Origin of the sequence: Streptomyces sp. NPDC007896 (assembly GCF_042959425.1) — a bacterium.
Lineage (GTDB): Bacteria > Actinomycetota > Actinomycetes > Streptomycetales > Streptomycetaceae > Streptomyces.
On sequence record NZ_JBIBKX010000010.1, the window covers coordinates 109,026 to 132,224 of the forward strand.

The following is a 23,199-nucleotide window of genomic DNA, read 5'->3' on the forward strand; positions in this document are numbered from 1 at the left end:
CCCAATTTGGTCCAGACCAATCCTGTTGTCAAGACCTTTGGCCGTTACCGGGGTCCGGCCCCGTGGCGGCTATCGACCCTCGTTTCCGGCTATGCCCGCCGCCGCTTCGTGCATGGCCAGTTCCAGCAGGGCCGGATCGGTGAGCGTGCCGGTGCCGTCCGGCGGGATCAGCCAGCGGACCCCGCCGGTGGTCCGTCCCGGGTACGGCACCACGATCCACGTACCGCGCCCCGCCGTGCGCACCCCCGTGCCGAGCCAGCGCGCCGCGGTGCCGGGCGGCACGAAGAAACCCATCCGGGCGTCGCCGAAGTCGACGAGCACCGGGCCGAGTCGGTCGATCACCCGGGTCAGCACGTCGAGCGTGGGATAGCCGAGGTCGCCCGGCAGGATCAGTACGTCCCAGAGCCTGCCGGCCGGCAGCAGCGCGACCCCCAGCGGATTGCGCTCCCATTCCCGGCGGCAGGCCTCGGGATCCGGCGCGACGGATGCCAGCCACTCGACCGCCGGCTTGGCCCCCGTCATGGCGGAACCTCCCTCTCTCCTCGTGTCGACGCCGGTCGCGTCACAGAGGGGAGGGAGGTTCGGGCCGGGCATTACGCGGGTTCCGCCACGTGTTGGTGGTGAGTCGGATCACAGTGGATGAGCTGGGCGCACGCCTGTGGATCAATCACTGCGGCGCACGCCCCGCCGCCACGGCTCAGCTGTCGAAGCCCAGTCCCAGCTTGTCCATCGTCTTCAGCCAGAGATTGCGCCGCCCGCCGTGGGCGTCCGCCCGCGCCAGCGACCACTTGGTGAGCGCGATGCCCGTCCAGGCGAAGGGCTCGGGCGGGAACGGCAGGGGCTTCTTGCGGACCATCTCCAGTTCCGTGCGCTCGGTGCGCTCCCCCGCCAGCAGGTCGAGCATCACGTCCGCGCCGAACCGGGTCGCGCCCACGCCCAGACCCGTGTACCCGGCCGCGTACGCGACCCTCCCGTGGTGCGCCGTGCCGAAGAAGGCCGAGAAGCGCGAGCAGGTGTCGATCGCGCCGCCCCAGGCGTGGGTGAAGCGGACGCCCTCCAGTTGCGGGAAGCAGGTGAAGAAGTGCCCGGCGAGCTTCGCGTACGTCTCCGGGCGGTCGTCGTACTCGGCGCGCACCCGGCCGCCGTACGGGTAGATCGCGTCGTAACCGCCCCACAGGATGCGGTTGTCGGCGGAGAGCCGGAAGTAGTGGAACTGGTTCGCCGAGTCCCCGAGGCCCTGCCGGTTCTTCCAGCCGACGGACGCCAACTGGTCGGCGGTCAGGGGTTCGGTCATCAGCGCGTAGTCGTAGACCGGGACGGTGTACGCGCGCACCCGCTTGACCAGGTTCGGGAAGATGTTGGTGGCGAGTGCCACCTTGCGCGCGCGGACGGAACCGTACGGAGTGCGTACGGCCATGCCGGCGCCGTACGCCTTCAGGGCGAGCGCGGGTGTGTGCTCGTGCACCCGCACTCCGAGCCGCAGGCAGGCACGCTTGAGGCCCCAGGCGAGTTTGGCGGGGTGGAGCATGGCGACGCCGCGGCGGTCGTGCAGACCCGCGAGGAAGGTCGGCGAGTCGACCTGTTCGCGGACCGCGTCGGCGTCCAGGAACTCGATGCCGTCCGCCAGGCCCCGGTCTTGCAGCTCCTCGTGCCATTCGCGCAGTTCGGCCGCCTGGTGCGGCTCGGTGGCGACGTCGATCTCGCCGGAGCGCTCGAAGTCGCAGTCGAGGGAGTAGCGGGCGACGGCCGCCTCGATCTCGTCGAGGTTGCGGGCGCCCAGCTCCTCCAGCTTCCTGATCTCGTCCGGCCAGCGGGTGAGTCCGTTGGCCAGGCCGTGGGTCAGGGACGCGGCGCAGAAGCCGCCGTTGCGGCCCGAGGCGGCCCAGCCCACCTCGCGGCCCTCCAGGAGCACCACCTCACGCTGCGGGTCGCGCTCCTTGGCGATGAGCGCGGTCCACAGTCCGCTGTAGCCGCCGCCGACGACGAGCAGGTCGCAGGTCTCGGCGCCGGTGAGAGCGGGCTCGGGGTGGGGCTTGCCGGGGTCGTCCAGCCAGTACGGAACCGGCTGGGCTTCGGAAAGAGACGTGGTCCAACGGGTCATGGCGCTTGGGGCCATGATTTCAACTCCCTACAGCTGAATTACCCACCGAAATTTCTCTGTGGGTCATGCCTTCCGCGATGCCTTTTACTATGCCTTTTGCTTGTTGCGGCGGTTGCTGATGACCATTCCGGCCAGGACGAACAGTACGGCGACGATGAACATGGTCGTACCGATGACATTGATCTGAACGGGTGTTCCGCGCTGCGCCGAGCCCCACACGAACATGGGGAAGGTGACGGTCGAGCCCGCGTTGAAGTTGGTGATGATGAAGTCGTCGAAGGAGAGCGCGAAGGCGAGCAGCGCGCCCGCCGCGATTCCGGGGGCCGCGATGGGCAGGGTGACGCGCAGGAACGTCTGCACCGGGCCGGCGTAGAGGTCCTGTGCCGCCTGCTCCAGGCGCGGGTCCATCGACATCACACGCGCCTTGACGGCCGTCACGACGAAGCTGAGGCAGAACATGATGTGGGCGATCAGGATCGTCCAGAAACCCAACTGAGCACCCAGGTTGAGGAAGAGGGTGAGCAGCGAGGCGGCCATGACGACCTCGGGCATCGCCATCGGCAGGAAGATCAGCGAGTTCACCGCGCCGCGCGCCCGGAAGCGGTAGCGCACGAGAGCGAAGGCGATCATCGTGCCGAGGATCGTGGCCCCGATGGTCGCCCAGACGGCGATCTGGAGGCTGATCGAGAGCGAGCCGCACATGTCGGCGACGCCGCACGGATCGCGCCAGGCGTCCAGGGAGAACTGCTGCCACTCGTAGTTGAAGCGCCCCTTCGGTTTGTTGAAGGAGAACACCGTGACGATGACATTGGGCAGCAGCAGATATCCCAGCGTCAGCAGTCCACCGATGACGACGAGATTCCGCTTGAACCAGCGTACGAAGGCCATTTAGACCAGATCCTCCGTCCCGGACTTGCGGATGTAGAGGGTGACCATGATGAGGATCGCGGCCATGAGGATGAAGGAGAGCGCGGCGGCCGTCGGATAGTCGAGGATCCGCAGGAACTGCGTCTGGATGACGTTGCCGACCATCCGGGTGTCCGTGGAGCCGAGCAGGTCGGCGTTCACGTAGTCACCGCTGGCCGGGATGAAGGTCAGCAGCGTGCCGGAGACCACGCCGGGCATCGACAGCGGGAAGGTGACCTTGCGGAAGGTCGTGAACGGCTTCGCGTACAGGTCGCCCGCCGCCTCGTGGAGGCGTCCGTCGATGCGCTCCAGCGAGGTGTAGAGCGGCAGGATCATGAAGGGCAGGAAGTTGTACGTGAGGCCGCAGACCACCGCCAGTGGTGTGGCCAGGACGCGGTCGCCCGAGGTGAAGCCGAGCCAGTTGGTGACGTCCAGTACGTGCAGGGTGTTGAGGGCGCCGACGACCGGGCCGCCGTCCGCGAGGATCGTCTTCCAGGCGAGCGTGCGGATCAGGAAGCTGGTGAAGAACGGCGCGATGACCAGGATCAGCACGACATTGCGCCAGCGGCCCGCGCGGAAGGCGATCAGATACGCCAGGGGGTAGCCGAGCACCAGGCACAGGATCGTCGCGGCGCCCGCGTACAGCACCGAGCGCAGGAACTGGGGCCAGTAGTCGGCCAGCGCGTTCCAGTACGTCTGGAAGTGCCAGGTGACCTTGAAGCCTTCCTCCAGGGAGCCCGTCTGCACGGACGTGGAGGCCTGGTAGACCATCGGCAGCGCGAAGAAGATCAGCAGCCAGAGGATGCCGGGCAGGAGCAGCCAGTACGGGACGAGACGGCCGCGCTTGCGGGGCGGCTTCTTGTCGGGCTGCGGCGCGAGGAGTGGCGCCTCGGTGACGCTGGCCATCAGGCGGCTTCCTCCTCGACCGTCTCGACGCCCGCGTCGATGTCCTGCGCCGCGTCTAGGCCGAAGGTGTGCGCCGGGCTCCAGTGCAGGACCACCTCGGCGCCGGGGGCGAGCCGGACGTCGCGGTCGATGTTCTGGGAGTAGACCTCGAACTCGGGGCAGACGGCGCTGTCGATGACGTACTGCGTGGAGACGCCGATGAAGCTGGAGTCGGCGATCCTGCCGGTGATCCGGTTGCGGCCGGCCGGGATCTCGCCCGCGTCGTCGACGTGCGTGAGCGATATCTTCTCGGGGCGGACTCCGACCAGGACCTTGCCGCCGGTCGTCGTGGGCGCCGAACATCGCGCCTGCGGCAGGACCAGCTTGCCGCCGCCCGCCGCAAGGACGATGTCGTCGCCGTCCTTGCTGTCGACGGCGGCCTCGATGAGGTTCGAGGTGCCGAGGAAGTTGGCGACGAACGTGGTCTGCGGGTTCTCGTAGAGGTCGGCGGGGGCGCCGAGTTGCTCGACGCGGCCCGCGTTCATCACGGCGACCGTGTCGGCCATCGTCATGGCCTCCTCCTGGTCGTGCGTGACGTGTACGAAGGTGATGCCGACCTCGGTCTGGATGCGCTTGAGCTCCAGCTGCATCTGACGGCGCAGCTTGAGGTCGAGGGCGCCGAGCGGTTCGTCTAGGAGCAGCACCTTGGGGTGGTTGATCAGGGCGCGGGCCACGGCGACGCGCTGCTGCTGGCCGCCGGAGAGCTGGTGCGGCTTCTTGCGGGCCTGCTCGCCGAGCTGGACGAGCTCCAGCATGTCCTCGACCTGCTTCTTCACCGACTTGATGCCGCGCCGGCGCAGGCCGAAGGCGACGTTCTCGAATATGTCGAGGTGCGGGAAGAGGGCGTAGGACTGGAAGACGGTGTTCACCGGCCGCTTGTACGGAGGCAGGTGGGTCACTTCCTGGTCGCCGAGGAAGACGGTGCCGGAGGAAGGTTCCTCCAGGCCCGCGATCATCCGCAGGGTGGTGGTCTTGCCGCAGCCCGACGCCCCGAGAAGGGCGAAGAAGGAGCCCTCTGGGACGGTCAGGTCGAGCGGGTGGACGGCCGTGAAGGAGCCGTACGTCTTGCTGATCCCGGAGAGGCGGACGTCGCCGCCGTTGTCTGTCGTCATGGTGTGGTCCCTGGATGTCGGGGTCGTCTTTGGTTCCAGGCGGGGACGCGGTCGCCGCGCGGGTCGCGACCGCTCGGCCGCCGGAGGCGTCACGCCCCTGTGAGCTTCGCGAACTTCTGCTGGTAGGCCGTCTCTTCCTTCGAGCTCAGTGAGCGGAAGGCGTGGGACTTGGCCTGCATGGCCTTGTCGGGAATGATCAGCGGGTTGTCCGCCGCCGACTTGTCGATCTTGGCGAGATAGGGCTGCACTCCCGCGACCGGGCTCACGTAGTTGATGTAGGCGGCGAGTTCGGCGGCCGGTTCGAGCTCGTAGTAGTAGTCGATGAGCCGCTCGGCGTTCGTCTTGTGGCGCGCCTTGTTGGGGATCAGCATGTTGTCGGTCGACGTCATGTAGCCGCTGTCCGGGATCACATAACCGACGTCAGGGCTGTCCGCCTGGAGCTGGACGATGTCACCGGCCCAGGCGACGCATGCGGCGAAGTCGCCCTTGGTGAGGTCCGACGTGTAGTCGTTGCCCGTGAAGCGGCGGATCTGGCCCTTGTCGACGGCCTTCTGGAGGCGGGCGATCACCGCGTCGTAGTCGTCGTCGGTGAACTTCGCCGGGTCCTTGCCCATGTCGAGCATGGTCATGCCGATGCTGTCGCGCATCTCGGTCAGGAAGCCGACGCGGCCCTTGAGTTTGGGGTTGTCGAGCAGGTCGGAGACCGACTTCACTTCGACGCCGTCGAGCGCTTTCTTGTTGTACGCGATGACGGTCGAGATGCCCTGCCACGGGTACGAGTACGCCCGGCCGGGGTCCCAGTCGGGGCTGCGGAACTGGTCCGACAGGTTGGCGAAGGCGTGCGGCAGGTTGGACGCGTCCAGTTTCTGGACGTAGCCCAGACGGATCATGCGGGCGGCCAGCCAGTCGGTGACCACTATGAGGTCGCGGCCGGTGTCCTGACCCGAGGCGAGCTGCGGCTGGACCTTGCCGAAGAACTCGTCGTTGTCGTTGATGTCCTCGGTGTACTTGACCTGGATACCGGTCCGCTTGGCGAAGGCGTCGAGCGTGGGACGGTGCTTGCCGCTGTCGTCCACGTCGATGTACTCGGGCCAGTTGGAGAAGTCGATGACCTTCTCCTTGGCCGAGTGGTCGTCGGCGGAGACGCCGCCCTGGGTCTTGCCCGCGGCCGGGATCCCGCAGCCGCTCAGCGCGCCGAGCCCGCCGACGGCGAGCGCGCCGCCCGCGGAGGCGCGCAGCAGCGAGCGGCGGCTGAGCGCGGCCCTGCCATTCCTGAAACTGCGCCGCATGGCGGCCACTTGGGCCGGGGAGAGGCGGTCGGGCTCGTACTGCTCCATGCTCGTGATGCCCTTTCGGAAGGGTCGCGGCCGTGGTCTCGCGGCCTGGTCTGCCACTCGGCGATAGTCGGAAGCCGACCCGCGGCCGGCTCCGGATCGACTAGGGCCGGTCCCCGAAGATCGTGCGGTGCCAGTCCTTCCTGGCGACCGCGGTGTTGTCGAACATGACGTGCTTGATCTGGGTGTACTCCTCGAACGAGTACGCCGACATGTCCTTGCCGAAGCCGGACGCCTTGTAGCCGCCGTGCGGCATCTCGCTGATGATCGGAATGTGGTCGTTGACCCACACGCAGCCCGCCTTGATCTCGCGGGTCGCACGGTTGGCCCGGTACACGTCCCGGCTCCACGCGGAGGCGGCGAGACCGTACGGAGTGTCGTTGGCGAGCCTGATTCCCTCGTCGTCGCTGTCGAAGGGGAGCACCACCAGGACGGGACCGAAGATCTCGGACTGGACGATCTCGCTGTCCTGGGGAGCGTCGGCGACGAGCGTGGGCCGGTAGTAGGCGCCGTCCTTGAGCTCTTCGGGGATCTCTCCGCCGGTCACCACACGCGCGTAGCCGCGGGCCCGGTCGACGAATCCGGCCACGCGGTCGCGCTGGGCGTGCGAGATCAGCGGGCCGAGGTCGGTGCCGGAGGCGAACGGGTCGCCGAGGCGGACGCTCGCCATCAGGGCTGCCGTCCTGGACACGAACTCTTCGTAGAGGGGCCTTTGCACGTACGCGCGCGTGGCGGCCGTGCAGTCCTGCCCGGTGTTGATGAGCGAGCCCGCGACCGCGCCGTTCACCGCGGCGTCCAGGTCCGCGTCGTCGAAGACCACGAACGGGGCCTTGCCGCCCAGTTCCAGATGGAGCCGCTTGACGGTCGAGGTGGCGATCTCGGCGACGCGCTTGCCGACCGCGGTGGACCCGGTGAAGGAGGTCATCGCCACGTCGGGGTGGCCGACGAGGTGCTCACCGGCGTCCTTGCCGGCCCCCGTCACGATGTTGATCACGCCGTCCGGGATGCCCGCCTCGGTGGCGGCCATGGCGAAGAGCAGCGAGGTCAGCGGGGTCAGCTCGGCGGGCTTGAGCACGATCGTGTTGCCCGCGGCGATCGCCGGGAGGATCTTCCAGGCGGCCATCTGGAGGGGGTAGTTCCAGGGCGCGATGGAGCCGACGACACCGATGGGCTCGCGGCGTACGTACGAGGTGTGGTCGCCGGAGTACTCGCCCGCGGACTGCCCCTGCAGATGCCGGGCCGCGCCCGCGAAGAAGGCGGTGTTGTCGATGGTGCCGGGCACGTCGAACTCGCGGGTCAGCTTGAGGGGCTTTCCGCACTGGAGCGACTCCGCCCGGGCGAACTCCTCGGCGCGGTCGGCGAGCACGGCGGCGAAGCGGTGCAGGGCGTCGGAGCGCTCGCCGGGGGTGGCGCCCGCCCAGCCGGGGAACGCCTCACGGGCGGCGGCGACGGCCGCGTCCACGTCGACGGTGCTCGCCAGCTCGTACGTGTAGACCTCGTCGCCGGTGGCGGGGTCGACGACCGCGTGCGTACGGCCCGAAGTGCCCTTGGTCAGGCGGCCCGCGATGTACTGCGCGCCTTCCGCGAAACGGTCCTGCGCCTGGAAGCGATGGCCCGGATTGTGCATGTCGCTCTCCTCCGCCGTTCTCCCCACTGCCGCGGGGGTGGGCGTAGCTCCAGCTCGATTTGAGTGCCGATCCTGACAGAGCAAAGGGACTCCAACAAGTGATTCCGTTGTTGCCTTTTGGTTACGCGACGGAATCTGTCGACCAGGTGTCGAGTCCCCATGGAAAAGGCGGGACGGAATGTCAGTGGTGCGTGCCAAAGTGGCGTGCATGGCGAAGATCGATTCTTGGGAAGCGCTGGTCAGCGCGGTCCGCTCGGGGGCGGGAGTCAAGTACCTGCACTTCTGGGGCCACCGCCCGCGACCGGACGGTCGGGTGAGTGCGAGCTGCCTGAGCCAGTGGTGGCCGTCACCGTTCGAGGTGGACGGTGTCTCCTACGCGACCGCCGAGCACTGGATGATGGCGGGCAAGGCACGGCTCTTCGGCGACGCGGAGGCGGAGCGGCGCGCGATCGAGGCGTCCAGCCCCGCGCTCGCCAAGAAGGTGGGACGGCTCGTGCGCGGCTTCGACGAGGCGACCTGGGAGCGCGAGCGCTTCGGGATCGTCGTCGAGGGCAGCGTGCACAAGTTCGCCGCCCATCCCGAACTGCGCGCGTTCCTGCTGGGCACGGGCACGCGGGTGCTGGTCGAGGCCAGCCCCATGGACCGGGTCTGGGGCATAGGACTCGCGGCGGACGACGAGCGGGCGGCCGATCCCGAGCGGTGGCGGGGGCCGAACCTGCTGGGATTCGCCTTGATGGAGGCGCGGGAGCGGCTCCTGGAGGACGACTAGTCCAGGCGCGGGAGCGGTTGGCGGTCTAGCCGAGGTGCGGCACGACGAGTGAAGTGGAGTAGCCGTTGTCTCCGCTGAACGGGTCGCTGTCGCCGCTGTCGTCCGGGAGGACGAAGAAGACCACGATCATCGCGATGCCGAGCGCGATGCCGACCGCTCCGCAGATGATCCCGGCCAGCGCCTGACCGGGGTTGTTCGCCTCGCCGCGGCGCGCCCTGCGTCGCCCCAGCACGCCGAAGATCACCGCGAGGATCCCCAGGATGATCGCGATCGGCCACAGACAGAACACGACGGCCGAGATGATGCCGAGCACCAGCCCGGCGGTGCCCATGCCGTTGCTCGGCGCCGGGGGCATCATCGGCCAGCCGTAGCCGGGGGCGCCCGGGTAGCCGGCTCCCGGCGCGGGGTAGGCCGGGTAGCCGTATCCGTAGCCGTACGGGACCTGGCCGGGGCCCTCGGGAGCGATGGGCGGCGGGGGTACCGGCTCTCCGGGGGCGGGCCGGGGGTGGGGCAGAGGCGCGGCGGCGGGGGACGCGAAGGGGTTGTCCCAGGACTGGGGCGGGGACTGGGGGTGGCTCGGGGTGCCCGGCCCTGGGAGGTCGACGACCGTCGGCTGGTTGTGCACCGAGGGGGGTGTGGGAGCACCGGGCGCGCGGGAGGGTGCCTGGTCCGCGGGCGGGGCCCAGGGGTTCGGCTCGGGTCGCGGGCCGGCGGCGCCGTTGTCCGGGGGGCCGGCGGGCGGGGAACCCGGCTGGGGGTTCCCGCCGGGTATCGCGTCCTCGGAACCGACGGCCAACGGCACGTCGATCTGCGTCGGCGGCGGAGCCGACTGGTCCGGGGACGCCCACGGGGTCGCGGCGGCGTTCTGCGGCACCTGTGGTGCCTGCGCGTCCTCGGACATGCGTGAGGTCCCCTCCTCTGTCGTACCTGCCGTCATGCTACGGCCCGGGGCTTCACCCCGTGAGTGGCGGCCTACGATGATCCCCGAATCACCGATCAGCCGATCACCCGCGTCCCCCGACCACGGTCCGGGGGCGCCGTTCCGGGGAGGAATCCTTGACCGACCAGCTCAGCACCCGCGAGGGCGTCCGCGACCTGCACGCCTTCATCGCCGGGCTGCCCAAGGCCGAACTGCACGTGCACCACGTCGGATCCGCCTCCCCCCGCATCGTCTCCACCCTCGCCGCCCGCCACCCCGACTCCCAGGTGCCGACGGACCCCGAGGCCCTCGCGGACTACTTCACGTTCACGGACTTCGCCCACTTCATCCAGGTGTACCTGTCCGTCGTCGACCTGATCCGCACCCCCGAGGACGTACGCCTGCTGACGTACGAGGTCGCCCGGGACATGGCCCGGCAGCAGGTCCGCTACGCCGAGCTGACCATCACCCCGTGGTCCTCCACCCGCCGCGGCATCGACGAGCGCGCCTTCATGGACGCCATCGAGGACGCCCGCAAGGCGGCGGAGGCCGAGTTCGGGGTCGTCCTGCGCTGGTGCTTCGACATTCCCGGCGAGGCGGGGCTCGAGGCGGCCGAGGAGACCCTGCGGCTCGCGACCGACGACCGGCTGCGGCCGGAGGGGCTGGTCTCCTTCGGACTCGGTGGCCCCGAAATCGGCGTACCGCGGCCGCAGTTCAAGCCGTACTTCGACCAGGCGATCGCGGCCGGACTGCGCTCGGTCCCGCACGCGGGTGAGACGACCGGTCCGGAGACCGTCTGGGACGCGCTGAACGAGCTGCGCGCCGAGCGCATCGGGCACGGCACCACCTCCGCGCAGGACCCGAAGCTGCTCGCCCACCTCGCCGAGCACCGCATCGCGCTGGAGGTCTGCCCGACCTCCAACATCGCCACCCGCGCGGTCCGCACCCTCGACGAGCACCCCATAAAGGAGTTCACCCGGGCCGGGGTCCTCGTCACCATCAACTCCGACGACCCGCCGATGTTCGGCACCGACCTCAACAACGAGTACGCGGTCGCCGCCCGTCTCCTCGACCTCGACGAACTCGGCCTCGCCGCGCTCGCCAAGAACGCGGTGGAAGCGTCCTTCCTCGACCCGGCCGGCAAGACACGCCTCGCCGAGGAGATCGACACCTACGCCTCGGCGTGGCTCACACCCTGAGCGACCAGCACAATGGGCCCATGCGCACCGTGACTGCCGTGGCCCACCGCGGCGACCCCTATCGCGTCCGCGAGAACACCCTCGACTCGCTGCGTTCCGCGCTCCAACTGGGCGCGGACGCGGTCGAGATCGACGTACGGCTGACCCGCGACAAGGTGCCCGTGCTGCTGCACGACGAGACGCTGAAACGGCTGTGGGAGCTGGAGCGGCCGCTCAGGTCGCTCTCCTCGGACGAGGTGCGAGGGCTCACGGGCGGCGGGGTGCCGACGCTCGCGGAGGCCCTGGAGACGACCAAGGACAGCCGGATCCTGATCGATCTGCCGGGAGAGCCCGACGGCGCGGCCGTACGCGGGATCGTCGACGTCATCCGTGAGTGCGGGGCCCAGGACCGGGTGTACTACTGCGCGGGCGCCCCGGCCATGCTGGCGGTGCGCGCCGCCGACCCCGCCGCCGAGATCGCGCTGACCTGGACGAGCCTCGCACCGCCGCGCCCGGCCCTCCTCGAAGCCGTACGGCCGCGCTGGCTCAACTATCGATTCAGCCTGGTCGACCGCGCCCTCACGGCCCGTGTCCACCGCGGCGGCCATCTGCTCTCCGTCTGGACGCCCGACACCCGCCGTTCCATGCGCCGGCTGCTGGACATGGGGGTGGATTCGATCACCACGAACCGCATCGACGCGCTGTGCGCGCTGCGCAAGGCCTGAGTCGGCGTACCGCGGTGAGCCGGGGAGGGAGTCAGGAAGTGACCTGCGAGCGCCGGCTCACCGTCGCCGGGTCGGCGGGGGTCGAGCGGGTCAGGTACTGCGGCACCGGGGCGGTGTCCTTGCCGTTGTCGCGGACGAGGCCGTAGCGGATCACGCCCTGGGCGGGGCCGGTGCGGACGTCCTCGGTCACCTTGTCCCAGGTCGAGGTCTGGACGAAGAGGTTGTAGTCGGCGGGGCCCTCGTTCTGGTGGAGGGTGACCGTGCCGTCGATCCAGAAGTACTCGTTCTGCCACATCTGTTGGGTGCCGGAGGGCAGGACGGCGTAGCCCACGGACGGGCCGCCCATCCAGGTCGTGCCGTCGGTCGAGCCCGACTGCACGTCGTCCATGCGATGACCGCCGCCCGAGGCGACGTGGAAGAGCTTGCCGCTCAGCCCGGTCCAGGTCGGCATGAGCAGCGCGCCGGTGCGCTGCTGGGGCAGGACCTGCCAGCGGACCCGGAAGTAGCCCTGCCCGCTGAGGGTGACCGTCTCCCCGCGGTGGGTGAGGCCCGTGGCGGGCGCGCCGGTGGCGGTGACGCCCTTCTCGGCGCGCCGGGGCAGCGCCGCCGGGAGCGCGCTCGCGGCGGGCGCGCTGTCGACGGCGTCGACGACGGTGCCGTAGAGCTGGACGCGGGTCTTCGAGGGCGACGGAGACGGTGACGGGGAGGCGGAGGGGGACGGTGAGGGGGACGGGGAGGCGGACGGCTCGCCCGTACGTCCCGACGGTGGGCGTGCGGTGCTCGCCGCCGTGGGCGCGGCGAGGGCCGGGGGCGGGTCGTCGGGCGTCCGCGTGACGACGTACAGGCCGCCCGCCGCGAGGGTGGCGCCGGCCGTGACGGCGACGGCGGGCTTGGTGAGCAGGCCGAGGAGCTTGGCGGACCAGCCGACGGAGGTGGCGGCGACCGCCGTCTTACCGCCGAGCGCGAGCGACAGCGTGAAGCCGACCGGCAGCGGGACGAGGGCGATCCCGACGAGGAGGCGTTCGGCCGGTACGACGGTCTCCCGGGCGCCCGAGCAGTACGCGCAGCCCCGGATGTGCCGGGCCACCCGCTTGCGCCACACCGAGTCGGGCCGTCCGTCCCAGCGGGCGGTCACCAACCGCAGGTCGGAGCAGGGGGAGTTGCCCGCGCCGGGGTGGTGGCCGTCGAGCGCCCGCACGATGTCCCGCGCGGTCTCCAGCCGCTGCTTCATCCGCTGCACCCGCACCGCCGCGTGCTGCCTGCTGATCCCGACCGCCGCCGCCAGCTCGCGCCGGGTGAGTTCGCCCGCGACCTCCAGCCACCACAGCGAGAGCAACTGGCGGTCCTCGTCGTCGAGCCAACGCACCGCCTCCGCGACCTCGCGCCGCTGCCCCTCCAACTGAAGCCGCAGCACTGCCAGTTCGGCGAAGTCGGCGGCCTGTTGGCCGGCGCCGTCGGCCAACGGCTCGGCCGTCCGGCGGCGCGAGCGCTCCCGTATCTGCCGCATCGTGATGGCGACCAGCCAGGACCGGAAGCTGTCCGGGTCGCGCAGCGAGCCGAGGTTGTCGACGGCGCGCAGCATGGTCTCCTGCACGACGTCGTCGACGTCCGCGTGACCGTTCAGGGCGCGGCCGACGATGTTGTAGACGAGCGGGAGCCAGCCCGCGACGAGTTCGTCGAGGGCGCGCCGGTCGCCGGCCTGCGCGGCCGCGATGATGGAGCGCCACTGCCGCCCGTCCACGTACGTCCCCTCCGGTGTCACGGTGACCGCCCCTGCCACTTGGCACACACGGGCGGGAGTGCAGGATCCCCCACCACGGCAAGCCTGTCCGCGCGCTATGCCGCAGATCACAGCCGTTCGTCGGGTCCTGACACACAGGAGACGGAGGGCCGCCCTCCGCGATAACAGTTTTTTGCCCTTCCCGACCCTCGAAACCTTCGCCGCGCCCCACCTAGGGGCGATCCCCCGCAACACCCTTATGCGGAAAGGCAGTTGATCCGGGTCAGCGTCAGGGATCGGGCCGTCCTCGGGGAGGACCCGGGAACGGGTCGGCGACCGCAGGATGATCTCACCGTCCCGTCCACACCAGGAGCCGCAGATGCCCTCCCGTATCCGAACCGTCACCGCCGTCGCCACCGCCCTCGTGCTGGGCCTGGCGGCCGGCCCGCTGGCCGCGCCCGCCGTCGCCGCATCCTCCGCCGCGCCACGGACGGCCACGGCGGCCACGGCGGTCACGGTCACGACCGGACCGGACGCCGCCGCGCTGCGCGCCGCGCTCGCGGGGCTGCCGGACGCCGACGCGACGGCCGCGCTCGTACGCGTCGGGGGCACCGACGGCCGCTGGCTCGGGAGCGGCGGAGTGCACGATCTGGCGAGCGGACGCGCGGCGGACCCGAACGCGCTCTTCCGGGCCGGTTCGACGACGAAGGTGGTCACGGCGGCGGTCGTGCTGCAACTCGCGGCCGAGGGCAAGGTCGATCTGGGCGCGCCCGTGCAGCGCTATCTCCCCGGGCTGCTGTCGCCGGCCTTCAAGCCCGTCTCCGTACGCCAGTTGCTGAACCACACCAGCGGGATCCAGGCGGGTGACGGCTTCGGCGACTCCTTCGCGGACGCGTACGCACACCGCTTCGACACGCTCACGCCCAGGCAGGTCGTCGCCTCCGCGGTGGCGAAGGGGCCGGAGTTCTGCCCCGGCAAGCGGCAGCACTACCTGAACATCAACTACACGATCCTCGGCATGCTGATCGAGAAGGTCACGGGTCACTCGTACGCCTCCGAGGCCACCCGGCGCGTGCTGCGGCCCGCCGGGATGCTGCACACGTACTTCCCCGGTACCGATCCGCGCATCCGGGGGCCGCACAACCTCGGCTACCAGGCGGTGAAGCGGGCGGACGGCACGACGGAGTTCGTCGACGTCACCGAGTGGAACCAGGCGGACCGCTGGGCGGCGGGCGACATGATCTCCACGACGGCGGACCTGGAGCGGCTGACCACCCACCTCTTCCGTGGCGACCTGGTCCCGGAGCCGCAGCTGAAGGAGATGTTCACGGTCCCGTCGCGCATGGACGGGGCCACCATGAGCGCCGGACTCGAGCGCTTCGAGTACGGCGGGCGGGTCTACTGGCTCAAGTCGGGCGGGCGGTATGGATACACGACGGTCATGGCGGCCACCCGCGATCTCTCCCGCACGCTCGTCTACTCGGTCAACGCCACGGACGCGAAGGGCGAGGAGATGAACCCGGTCGCCCTGCGCATCGCGATGGCGGCGCTCAAGTAGTCGTCAGGTTCGTCGTCACCAGATGCACGTTCATCCCGCACGGGACGACCCCGTTCGGCGCGGTGAGCTTCTTCGCCCCGGTGAGGAAGGCCGCACGCAGGGACTCCACGGTGGCCGCGTCGAGCGGGCCGACGTCATAGACACCCGCCAGGGCGTCCCACACCTGTTCCACCGGACCGCTCAGGTCGATGGGGACGGTCTCCCAGTCGACCGGGGCGAATCCGACCGGCGCGAGGACGCTGTCGAGCCCCGCTCGGCTGCGGGTCCTGCGGTCCCCCAGAGCGGGGATGCGCTGCCCGGCGGGAGCCGTCTCGATCGCGGACCGCAACAGCCCGATGAACAGCTCGTACGCCTCACCGCCCACGGCTCCGCCGCCGATCACGCAGGCCAGCATGCCTCCGGGGCGCAGCACCCGGGCCACTTCCGCGGCCACCTGTTCCACCTCGCTCATCAGCATCAGCGCCATGTGGGAGACACAGGCGTCGAAGGTGTCGTCGGCGAAGGGCAGGTGCTGGGCCCGGCTCTCCGACAGCGTCGTCCCGGCGGGCAGCGGTCGGCGTCGCGCCAGCGCCAGGGCTTCCGGGGAGAGGTCGACCCCGGCCGGCCGCCGTCCCTCGGTCCGGGCGAGCAGTTCGAGCAACAGGCCGTCGCCGCAACCGAGATCCAGCACCCGACCGTGTCCGGCGACCCGGTCGCACAGCATCTCGTAGCTGGACCGGCCGTCCGCGGCGCGGCCACCGGCGAACGCATCCGCCGTCACCGCCGGCCGCTCGGCGTGGAAGGCCCGCAGGAACGCTTCTTGCGATGTCGTCGTCATACCCGCGAACCTATCCGCCGAGCAGGGCGCCAGGTCAGCGGCGTCCCCTGACGGCAATCACGGAAATCCCGGGAAACCGGGTCCGGAATGTCGAATTTCCTGGTTTTCCCCTGCCGTGGCTGGCCCCGGCCCGCGGGCGGCCCCGAAGGTGAGCGCCGTATCAAGCGATCGCGGTGCGGTGCGCCGCAGGGGAGAGAGAGTTCCGTGAACGTCACGACAACGGCGAACGAGCCGCGGGAGAGGCGGGCGGCCACGCTCGTCATGGCCTGCGTGGGCGTGTTCGTCGCGTATCTTCCGGTGACCACCGTCTCGGTGAGCCTGCCGACCATCCAGCGGGCGCTGCACACGTCGACCGCCCAACTGTCCTGGGTCTCGGACGCGTTCGTGCTGCCCATGGCCGCGCTGATTCTGACCGCCGGCGTCTTCGGCGACGTCCACGGCCGCAAGAAGGTCTTCCAGGCGGGTCTCGCGTTCAGCGCGTTGGGTGCGGCGATCGCGCTGTGCGCGCGGTCGGTCGAGGTCCTCTGGGTGGGCCAGGCCTTCGCCGGTCTGGGCGCCGCCGCGCTGCTGCCCACGACGCTGGCGCTGATCAGCCACGCGGTGCCCGACCACCGCGAGCGCGGCAAGTTCGTCGGGTTGTGGGCCACGGCCCTGCTGGCGGCGCTGGCCGTCGGCCCGGTGATCGCGGGACTGATACTGGAGCACTTCTCCTGGCGCTGGATCTATCTGCTGCCCGTCCCCGCCTCGCTCCTCGCGATGGCCTTCGCGGCCCGGCTGGTGACCGACTCGCGCGCCCCCGGCTCACGACGTCTGGACTGGCCCGGCCAGATCACCGCCGCGGTGGCGATCACCGCGCTGGTCTACGGCGTCATCGAGGGCGGCGCCGGCTCCTTCACCGATGTGAAGGTGATCGTGGCGCTGGTGGCGGCGGCGGTCGCGGCCGTCGCGTTCGTCCTGGCGGAGCGGCGCAGTGACAGCCCGATGCTGGACCTGACGCTCTTCCGCAGTCCCGCCTTCACCGCCACGACGCTCGTCGCCATGATCAGCTTCCTGGGCCTGATCGGCTTCTTCTTCGCCCTCAGCCTCTACTTCGGCATGGTGCAGCAGCTCAGCACCCTGGAGGCGGCGGCCCGGATGCTGACGGTCACGCTGATGTGCATCCTCGTCGGGGCACCGGTCGGACGGCTGATGCACAAGGTGTCGCCCCGCGTCCTGATCACCGGCGGGCTGCTGGTGACCGCGGCCTCGCTGCTGTCGCTGACGTCCATAGACGCCGGTACGTCGTTCGGTTCGCTGGCCTGGCGGCTGGCCCTGCTGGGCCTCGGCCTGGGCTTCGTCATCACGCCCATGACGGCGGCGGCCGTCGCCTCCGTACCGCTGCGCCAGGCCGGTATGGCAGCCGCCGGGAACAGCGCGTTCCGGCAGGTCGGCGGCGCGCTCGGCCCGGCCGTCCTCGGCGCCGTGCTGTCCACCAAGGCCCTGCACACCCTGCCGGGCCACCTCACCGACGTCGGTCTGCCCGCGGCGACGGTACGGAGCGTCACCTCCGCGGTGGACGCGAACGGCCTGGGCGCGGTCGCGAGCATGAACCTGGGCGCCGACCGGGGCCGTGCCCTGGGCGCCCTGTCCGAGGCCTTCCTCGACGGCCTCCACCTGTGCCTGATCATCGCCGCGGTGCTGACCCTGGTCGCCGCGGCGGTCGGTGCCGTCCTGCTGCGCAGCCCGCGGCAGTCGGCCACCAGGCCGGTGGCCGGATCCGGCGCCGTCCCGGCGGCGCCGCAGGAGACCGGGGCGGCGGAGCCCCGGCTGGGGCAGCGCGGCTGACCCCGGCACCAGGGCACGTCTGCGGCATGGTCCGCCGGACAGGCCCTGGGAGCGCCCTTTCGTGGGGACGGAACGGGCGCCCGTGCGAGGCCCGGGACCACACAGGTCCCGGGCCTCGCCGTCATGCTCGATCATTGACTCCGGGAGTCCACATGGAGCGAGAGGAGGCGGAGTCGATGCCGTCCCGCGCGCTCGACCCACTCGACCTGAAACTGCTCCAGTGCCTCCAGATCGACGGACGGGCGCCGCTCATCCGGATCGCGGAGGTGCTCGGGGTCTCCGACCAGACCGTCGCCCGGCGCATGCGGCGGTTGCGCACCACGGCACGCCTGCGGGTGCTCGGCGTGATCGACGAGAGCCGGCTCGGCCGCACCAACTGGATCGTCCGGCTGCGCTGCACCCCGGACGTGGCCGAACAGTTGGCGGGCGCACTCGCCCGGCGCCCCGACACCTCGTACGTCTCGCTGATCTCCGGCGGCACCGAGGTGATGTGCGCGATGAAGCCGCGCAGCCGGCAGGCCCGGGACGAACTGCTCTTCGACCGGTTGCAGCGCACCCCCCGTGTGGTCTCGGTCAGCGCCCACTGCGTACTGCACTCGTTCTACGGCGGACAACTGGACTGGCTCAACAAGGCCAACGGGCTCGCCCCCGACCAGCAGGCGGCCCTGCGCCCACCGCCGGTCGAGCCGGTCACCGATGCCCTCACGCTGGAGGCGGCCGACGAGGCGCTGTTGGCCGTACTCGTCCGGGACGGGCGCGCCACGCTCACCGAACTCCAGGCGTCCACCGGCCAGTCGGAGTCCGTGGTCAAGCGGCGTCTGGAGCGCATGCGGGCCACCGGGGTGCTCTACTTCGACGTCCAGTTCGACCAGGAACCCCTCGGCCACGAGGTGGAGGCCATGCTGTGGCTCACCGTGGCGCCGGCCGCACTCGCCGACGTCGGACGGGCGCTCGCCGCGCATCCCGAGGTGCGCTTCGCCGCGGCGACCACGGGCCAGGCCAACATCGTCGCCTCGACCGTCTACCGCAACAGCGCGGAGCTGTACACGTATCTGAGCGAGAAGATCGGCGCCCTCGACGGCGTCCAGGCCGTCGAAACCGCCCTGACCCTGCGCCTGGTCAAGCAACTCGCCTACGATCCGGGCCGCTGACCTCGCCCAGAACGGGCACGGGGCACCCGGAGCGTCAGCCGCGAGCCGTGGCGCCGAGTGCCTCGGTCCGCTGGTCGAGTCTCCTCAGGACCGTCTCGCCCCACTGGAGGTTCGCCTGCTCCAGGGCCATGCCGCCGAGCAGGGTGAGGTAGGGGCCCACGCGTTCGGCGGTGGCGAGGTACTCCTCCTCGCTGCGGCCGGCCAGCATGCGTTCCTGCGCGCGCCGGTAGCGGGCCAGTTTGGCACCGGCCCGCTCCACACGCTCGGCGACCCCGGCCCGTACGGCTTCGGCGTCTCCGATGTCGACGCAACTCACCTTGACCATCAGCTCGTCCCGGATCGCCGTCGGCTTGCTGGGGACTTCGGCCGTGTAGGCGCGCATCGCGTCGAGTCCGGCCTCGGTGAGCGAGAAGAGCCGCTTGTTGGGCCGACGTTCCTGCTGCACGACGCGGGCGGAGATGAGCCCTTCGCCCTCCATGCGCTCCAGCTCGCGGTAGATCTGCTGGGGGGTGGCCATCCAGAAGTTGGCGACCGAGGCCTCGAACCCCTTCGCGAGGTCGTATCCGGACGCCTCGCCCTCCAGAAGCGCGGCCATCACCGCGTTGCGCAGAGCCATTTCCCCAAATTAACACCCTGTATCGACACTCCATTGATTAGTCAACGGAGTGAGAGGGCGTTCGGTCAATGGCGGGGAGAGCCGCTCGGCTCAATGGCGGGGAGAGCCGCTCGGCGCGATCGACGGCTGGGCGACGGGCGTGGTCGGTGTCGACGACGGTGCCGGGGTGGGGACGGCCGGTTGGGTCGTGACGCGGCCGGTCGTCCGGGCCGTCTGGGTGGGGCCGGCCGTCCGGCTCCCGGGGGTGGGACTGGCCGTCCGGCTCCCCGGGGTGCGACTGGGGCTGACGGGCACGGGGGACGCCGACGGGCTGGTGGGCACGGACGAAGGACGGCCCTCGGAGGGCGGCGGGGCGAGCGGGACCGTCGGGGACGCGGGTGCCTGGGACGTCGACAGGCGGACCGGCAGCGCGACGAGGGCGGCGACGGCGCACACCGACCCGACCCCGACCGCGGCACGCCGCAGCCGGCGGCGGGCCGCGCCGCGTCGGATCGCCTCGTAGCGGCCGGGAGGTGGGCCGAGGTAGTCGGAGGCGGGCCGCAGGATGACGGCGAGCGGGTCGTCGGGTTCGAAGTCCGGACCCTCGTCAGAGTGTGTGATCAAGGCTTCTCCTCAGGTGGGCGCGGAGCAGTTCGCGGGCCGCGTGGAGGTCGGCCTTGATGGTTCCTTCCTTGCGTCCGGTCAGCACGGACACCTCCCGGATCGGCATGTCAGCGTAGTAGTGCAGGAGGATCGGGACGCGCAGTCGTTCCGGCAGCGACTGCACGAGCAGGCGTACGGACGGGTCGGACTGTTCGGTGTGCGGGCGGACGGCGGCCTCGGCGGTGGCACGGTGTACGGCCCTGCGTTCGCGCTCCAGCTTGCGCCAGTGGTCCCGGACGAGGTTGGCCGCGGTGACGTAGAGGAAGCCCCGGGGCTCCGCCACGGAGGTCCAGCGGGCCCAGAGCCGGGTGAACGCCTCCGAGGCGATCTCGTGGGCCGTCTCGTCGTCGTCGACGAGACGGCGGCACCAGCCGGCGAGGCGCGGATAGAGGGCGGCGAACAGCTCGGACGCGGCCTTCTCGCGGGACCGTTTCAAAGCTCTCCATGGTCGTGACGTCGGGCGGGCACCCGTCTCGTGCGGGCACCCGTCTCGTGCGGGCATCCGTCTCGTGCGGGCACTTGTGGGGGAAGAGCCCGGGCCGGCGGCGTACGTTCCATCGGCCCGGGCTCGGTCCCGGCGGGTCAGGGCGCCGCTGAACTCAGCGTGGCGAAGACGATCACGTTGTCGAGGTATCCCGTACCGGTACGGGCCCCTCCGCACGTGATGAGTCGCAGCTCGGGACGGTCCACGTCCCCGTACACCTCGTCCGACGGGAAGTCGGCCTTGGCGACCGTCCGTACGGTGGTGACGGTGAACGCCGCCGTCGTGCCGTTCTCCAGACGCGCCGCGATCCGGTCGCCCTTGCGCAACTGCGCGAGACGGCGGAAGACCCCGTCCCCGTAGGCGCCGACCGTGACATGGCCGAGGATCACCGACGGACCGGTCTGCCCCGGCGTCGGCGAGTTCCGGTACCAGCCCGCCCGGTCGTGCGCCGTGATCGGGGGCACCTGGACGCTGCCGTCCGCGGCCAGCCCCAGCTGCATGACCGGGGTGTCGACCCCGATGGCCGGGATCCGCAACCCGACCGGGACCGAACGCCCGAGGTCGTGCGCGGCCTTGGCGGAGGTCCGCGAGGGCACCGGCGTGCTCCCGAGGTGTTCGGGTGCGGTCGAGTCGGTTCCGTGGCCGCCGCAGCTCACGAGCAGCGAGGCCGCCGCCGCGGTGACGAAGGCGCGCCTGGAGAGCGAGGTCATTCCCCGGTCGCCCGTCGGCGACGTACGACGAAGACCGCCGCGCCACCCATGACGAACGCCGCGGCGGCACCCCCGCCGATCAAGCCGCCCTGGCCTCCGGACTTCGACGCCGTCGGCGCCACACCGGTGTCGGGCGCTCCCTTCGGCACGGCGGCGACCTGACCCGGGGACGGCGCACGGGTCGGCGTGCCGACGCTCGGAACCGGGGACGGGGTGCCGGAGGCGGGTCGGGTGGTCGGCACCGCGCTCGGGGCGGCGCTCGGGGCGGCGGTGCCGGTCGGCGCCTGGGAGGGGGCGGCGGTGGCGGTCGGACGGACCGTCGGGACCGGGCTCGCCCCACTGGCGAACGCGGGCACCGTGCTCGCCAGCACGGCGGTGCACGCGAGTGCCATGGTGCTGAGGACAGTTCGGCGCATGAATCGCTCTCTTTCGTCGGTCCGCCCGCCCGGTGACCCGGCGGGCTGAGTTACGGATCGTGCGAAGAGACGACGCAGCGGGAGAGCGGGTTGTAAAGAGCCGGCAAAGCCGTCGGAGCCCGTTCCGGCGGGCACCGACGGCGATCAGGTCATCGGCGGTCACGCAAGCGGGGCTGGGTCAGGGGCGCAGCAACGTCTTGACGGCGCGGCGCTCGTCCATGGCCCGGTAGCCCTCGGCGGCCTCGTCCAGCGGCAGGACCAGGTCTGAGACCTTGCCCGGGTCGATACGGCCGGACAGGACGCGGTCGATCAGGTCGGGCAGGAAGTGGCGTACCGGGGCGCGGCCGCCGCGCGGGCCGACGTGGGAGAAGAACAGTTCCTGGCCGTCGATGGCCACGTCGTGCGGGACGCCGACGAAGCCGACGTTGCCGCCGGGGCGGGTGGACTGAACGGCCTGCCGCATGGACTCCCGCGTGCCGACGCACTCCAGGACGGAGTCGGCGCCGGTGCCGCCGGTGAGCTCCTTGATACGGGCGACGCCCCCGTCACCGCGCTCGGCGACGATGTCGGTGGCGCCGAACTCGGCCGCCAGTTGCTGCCGGGAGGCGTGGCGGCTCTTGGCGATGATCCGCTCCGGCTCTGCGGACGGCGGCGCGTCGAGGTCATCCGGTCGGCGGCGTCAGCATCGGTTCGGCTGCCACGGCGTTGTGGAGGAGGCACGTGGCGGTTCCGCTCGGCGATCTCCCGCGAGCGTGATCACCGCCACCGTGTGGGGTGTGCCGTCCCTGGTCACTGCTGACGCCTGCGCTGCTTTCGGCTGTGGTCAGTGCGAGGTACGGGTGCTGGTGCGCGGGCCGTCGTACTCGGCGTCGGTGACGTGCTCCAGCCAGTTGACCTCGTCGCCCTCCCACAGCGCGATGTGCTCCATGAACCGGTCCGGGGTCGCCCCGTGCCAGTGCTCCTCGCCGGGCGGGCAACCGATGGTGTCGCCCGGGTGGGCCTCGATGATCACGCCGTCCCGGGTGCCGATCAGGGCGACTCCGGACACGACGTGCAGGGTCTGGCCCAGGCCGTGGCTGTGCCAGGCGGTGCGGGCACCCGGCGCGAAGCGCACCATGTTGGCCCGCGCCCGGGAGGGCTCCTCGCCCCGGTGGATCACGTCCGCCCAGGCGTCGCCCGTGACCATCTGGGCGGGCAGCTTCATGGTCGCCGGCTGCTTGAGGATCTCCATGGTGGTACTCCTTGCGTCGGCCGCCGCAGGGCGGCCGTGAGGGGGTGACGAGAACGAGGTCCCGCAGGTGGGACGGGGTCAGGCCGAGCGGAACAGCTCCCGGGCCACGGTCAGGGCGGACATCGCCTTGGGCCATCCGGCGTAGAACGCCATGTGGGTGATCGTCTCGATGAGTTCCGCCTCGGTCACGCCGTTGTGCTTGGCCAAGGGGAGGTGGAAGGTGAGCTGCTCGCTGCTGCCACCGGCGATGAGGCCGGCCACGGTCACCAGGCTGCGGTCCCTCGGCGACAGCTCCGGGCTCTTCCACGCCTGCCCGAACAGCACGTCCTCGCTGTAGGCGGCCAGCGCGGGAGCGACGTCCCCGAACAGCTCCCGCGGGCCCGGCTGGGTCTTCTCCGTCATCGTTCGTGTCCT

22 protein-coding genes and 2 pseudogenes are annotated in these 23,199 nt (G+C 71.0%); 6 read left to right on the forward strand and 18 right to left on the reverse strand.

The window, feature by feature from the left end; all coding sequences use genetic code 11:
• Positions 1-69: 69 nt before the first annotated feature.
• The 7 genes from ACFZDJ_RS30080 to ACFZDJ_RS30110 all read right to left on the reverse strand — a co-directional run bounded on the left by ACFZDJ_RS30080 (position 70) and on the right by ACFZDJ_RS30110 (position 8,025).
• Positions 70-522, reverse strand: a complete 453-nt coding sequence (locus ACFZDJ_RS30080) for a hypothetical protein (protein WP_390933527.1) — start codon at positions 520-522, stop codon at positions 70-72.
• Positions 523-697: 175 nt separating this feature from the next.
• Complete coding sequence (locus ACFZDJ_RS30085) at positions 698-2,116, reverse strand: FAD-dependent oxidoreductase (RefSeq protein ID WP_391063530.1); 1,419 nt, start codon at positions 2,114-2,116, stop codon at positions 698-700.
• Positions 2,117-2,188: 72 nt separating this feature from the next.
• Positions 2,189-2,989, reverse strand: a complete 801-nt coding sequence (locus ACFZDJ_RS30090) for an ABC transporter permease (RefSeq protein ID WP_168496130.1) — start codon at positions 2,987-2,989, stop codon at positions 2,189-2,191.
• Complete coding sequence (locus ACFZDJ_RS30095) at positions 2,990-3,913, reverse strand: ABC transporter permease (protein WP_075031263.1); 924 nt, start codon at positions 3,911-3,913, stop codon at positions 2,990-2,992.
• Positions 3,913-5,064: a polyamine ABC transporter ATP-binding protein gene (locus ACFZDJ_RS30100; RefSeq protein WP_391063533.1), complete on the reverse strand. Its 1,152-nt coding sequence runs from the start codon at positions 5,062-5,064 to the stop codon at positions 3,913-3,915. Before ACFZDJ_RS30100 ends, ACFZDJ_RS30095 begins: the two co-directional genes overlap by 1 nt.
• 89 nt (positions 5,065-5,153) lie before the next feature.
• Positions 5,154-6,401 (reverse strand): extracellular solute-binding protein, encoded by a 1,248-nt coding sequence (locus ACFZDJ_RS30105; RefSeq protein WP_390933529.1) that lies wholly within the window; start codon positions 6,399-6,401, stop codon positions 5,154-5,156.
• Between the two features lie 100 nt (positions 6,402-6,501).
• Positions 6,502-8,025, reverse strand: coding sequence for a gamma-aminobutyraldehyde dehydrogenase (locus ACFZDJ_RS30110; RefSeq protein ID WP_384912041.1), 1,524 nt, complete (start codon positions 8,023-8,025; stop codon positions 6,502-6,504).
• Positions 8,026-8,203: 178 nt separating this feature from the next.
• Here ACFZDJ_RS30110 and ACFZDJ_RS30115 point away from each other — a divergent pair, with 178 nt between their 5' ends.
• The gene (locus tag ACFZDJ_RS30115; RefSeq protein WP_391063536.1) at positions 8,204-8,794 is read left to right on the forward strand and encodes an NADAR domain-containing protein; all 591 of its coding nucleotides are present in this window, start codon (positions 8,204-8,206) and stop codon (positions 8,792-8,794) included.
• A gap of 25 nt (positions 8,795-8,819) precedes the next feature.
• Here the strand turns inward: ACFZDJ_RS30115 and ACFZDJ_RS30120 are convergent, their stop codons facing one another.
• On the reverse strand, positions 8,820-9,695 hold the full coding sequence (locus ACFZDJ_RS30120) for a DUF4190 domain-containing protein (protein WP_391063539.1): 876 nt from the start codon (positions 9,693-9,695) through the stop codon (positions 8,820-8,822).
• A gap of 63 nt (positions 9,696-9,758) precedes the next feature.
• On the opposite strand from ACFZDJ_RS30120, the pseudogene ACFZDJ_RS30125 reads away from it, so the two are divergent.
• Together ACFZDJ_RS30125 and ACFZDJ_RS30130 are read left to right on the forward strand one after the other, a co-directional pair.
• Positions 9,759-10,912 (forward strand): annotated as a pseudogene (locus ACFZDJ_RS30125) (adenosine deaminase).
• 20 nt (positions 10,913-10,932) lie between these two features.
• The gene (locus ACFZDJ_RS30130; protein ID WP_390933532.1) at positions 10,933-11,616 is read left to right on the forward strand and encodes a glycerophosphodiester phosphodiesterase family protein; all 684 of its coding nucleotides are present in this window, start codon (positions 10,933-10,935) and stop codon (positions 11,614-11,616) included.
• A gap of 31 nt (positions 11,617-11,647) precedes the next feature.
• Here ACFZDJ_RS30130 and ACFZDJ_RS30135 read toward each other — a convergent pair whose 3' ends face one another.
• Positions 11,648-13,378 (reverse strand): sigma-70 family RNA polymerase sigma factor, encoded by a 1,731-nt coding sequence (locus ACFZDJ_RS30135; RefSeq protein WP_391063542.1) that lies wholly within the window; start codon positions 13,376-13,378, stop codon positions 11,648-11,650.
• A 337-nt stretch (positions 13,379-13,715) separates the two neighbouring features.
• On the opposite strand from ACFZDJ_RS30135, the gene ACFZDJ_RS30140 reads away from it, so the two are divergent.
• Positions 13,716-14,894 carry a serine hydrolase gene (locus ACFZDJ_RS30140; RefSeq protein ID WP_391063544.1) on the forward strand — a complete coding sequence of 393 codons (1,179 nt, stop codon included), beginning with the start codon at positions 13,716-13,718 and terminating at the stop codon, positions 14,892-14,894.
• Here the strand turns inward: ACFZDJ_RS30140 and ACFZDJ_RS30145 are convergent.
• Positions 14,887-15,711, reverse strand: coding sequence for a methyltransferase domain-containing protein (locus tag ACFZDJ_RS30145; RefSeq protein WP_391063547.1), 825 nt, complete (start codon positions 15,709-15,711; stop codon positions 14,887-14,889). The genes ACFZDJ_RS30140 and ACFZDJ_RS30145 overlap by 8 nt on opposite strands.
• 204 nt (positions 15,712-15,915) lie before the next feature.
• On the opposite strand from ACFZDJ_RS30145, the gene ACFZDJ_RS30150 reads away from it, so the two are divergent.
• Together ACFZDJ_RS30150 and ACFZDJ_RS30155 are read left to right on the forward strand one after the other, a co-directional pair.
• Positions 15,916-17,535 (forward strand): MFS transporter, encoded by a 1,620-nt coding sequence (locus ACFZDJ_RS30150; RefSeq protein WP_391063550.1) that lies wholly within the window; start codon positions 15,916-15,918, stop codon positions 17,533-17,535.
• 152 nt (positions 17,536-17,687) lie between these two features.
• Positions 17,688-18,686, forward strand: a complete 999-nt coding sequence (locus tag ACFZDJ_RS30155; RefSeq protein ID WP_248297006.1) for an Lrp/AsnC family transcriptional regulator — start codon at positions 17,688-17,690, stop codon at positions 18,684-18,686.
• Positions 18,687-18,720: 34 nt separating this feature from the next.
• Here the strand turns inward: ACFZDJ_RS30155 and ACFZDJ_RS30160 are convergent, their stop codons facing one another.
• The 8 genes and pseudogenes from ACFZDJ_RS30160 to ACFZDJ_RS30195 form a co-directional block, all read right to left on the reverse strand.
• On the reverse strand, positions 18,721-19,302 hold the full coding sequence (locus ACFZDJ_RS30160) for a helix-turn-helix transcriptional regulator (RefSeq protein ID WP_390933537.1): 582 nt from the start codon (positions 19,300-19,302) through the stop codon (positions 18,721-18,723).
• Between the two features lie 90 nt (positions 19,303-19,392).
• Positions 19,393-19,905: a hypothetical protein gene (locus tag ACFZDJ_RS30165; protein WP_391063553.1), complete on the reverse strand. Its 513-nt coding sequence runs from the start codon at positions 19,903-19,905 to the stop codon at positions 19,393-19,395.
• On the reverse strand, positions 19,889-20,380 hold the full coding sequence (locus tag ACFZDJ_RS30170; RefSeq protein WP_054235333.1) for an RNA polymerase sigma factor: 492 nt from the start codon (positions 20,378-20,380) through the stop codon (positions 19,889-19,891). The genes ACFZDJ_RS30165 and ACFZDJ_RS30170 overlap by 17 nt, the downstream gene beginning before the upstream one ends.
• A 146-nt stretch (positions 20,381-20,526) precedes the next feature.
• Positions 20,527-21,138: a class F sortase gene (locus ACFZDJ_RS30175; RefSeq protein WP_390933539.1), complete on the reverse strand. Its 612-nt coding sequence runs from the start codon at positions 21,136-21,138 to the stop codon at positions 20,527-20,529.
• Positions 21,135-21,554, reverse strand: coding sequence for a sortase-dependent protein (locus tag ACFZDJ_RS30180; protein ID WP_391063556.1), 420 nt, complete (start codon positions 21,552-21,554; stop codon positions 21,135-21,137). Before ACFZDJ_RS30180 ends, ACFZDJ_RS30175 begins: the two co-directional genes overlap by 4 nt.
• A 178-nt stretch (positions 21,555-21,732) precedes the next feature.
• Positions 21,733-22,188, reverse strand: a pseudogene (locus tag ACFZDJ_RS30185) (zinc-binding dehydrogenase); the annotation flags it as partial.
• Between the two features lie 189 nt (positions 22,189-22,377).
• On the reverse strand, positions 22,378-22,785 hold the full coding sequence (locus ACFZDJ_RS30190; protein WP_168511628.1) for a cupin domain-containing protein: 408 nt from the start codon (positions 22,783-22,785) through the stop codon (positions 22,378-22,380).
• Between the two features lie 78 nt (positions 22,786-22,863).
• On the reverse strand, positions 22,864-23,187 hold the full coding sequence (locus tag ACFZDJ_RS30195) for a carboxymuconolactone decarboxylase family protein (protein WP_390933541.1): 324 nt from the start codon (positions 23,185-23,187) through the stop codon (positions 22,864-22,866).
• Positions 23,188-23,199 lie beyond the last annotated feature (12 nt).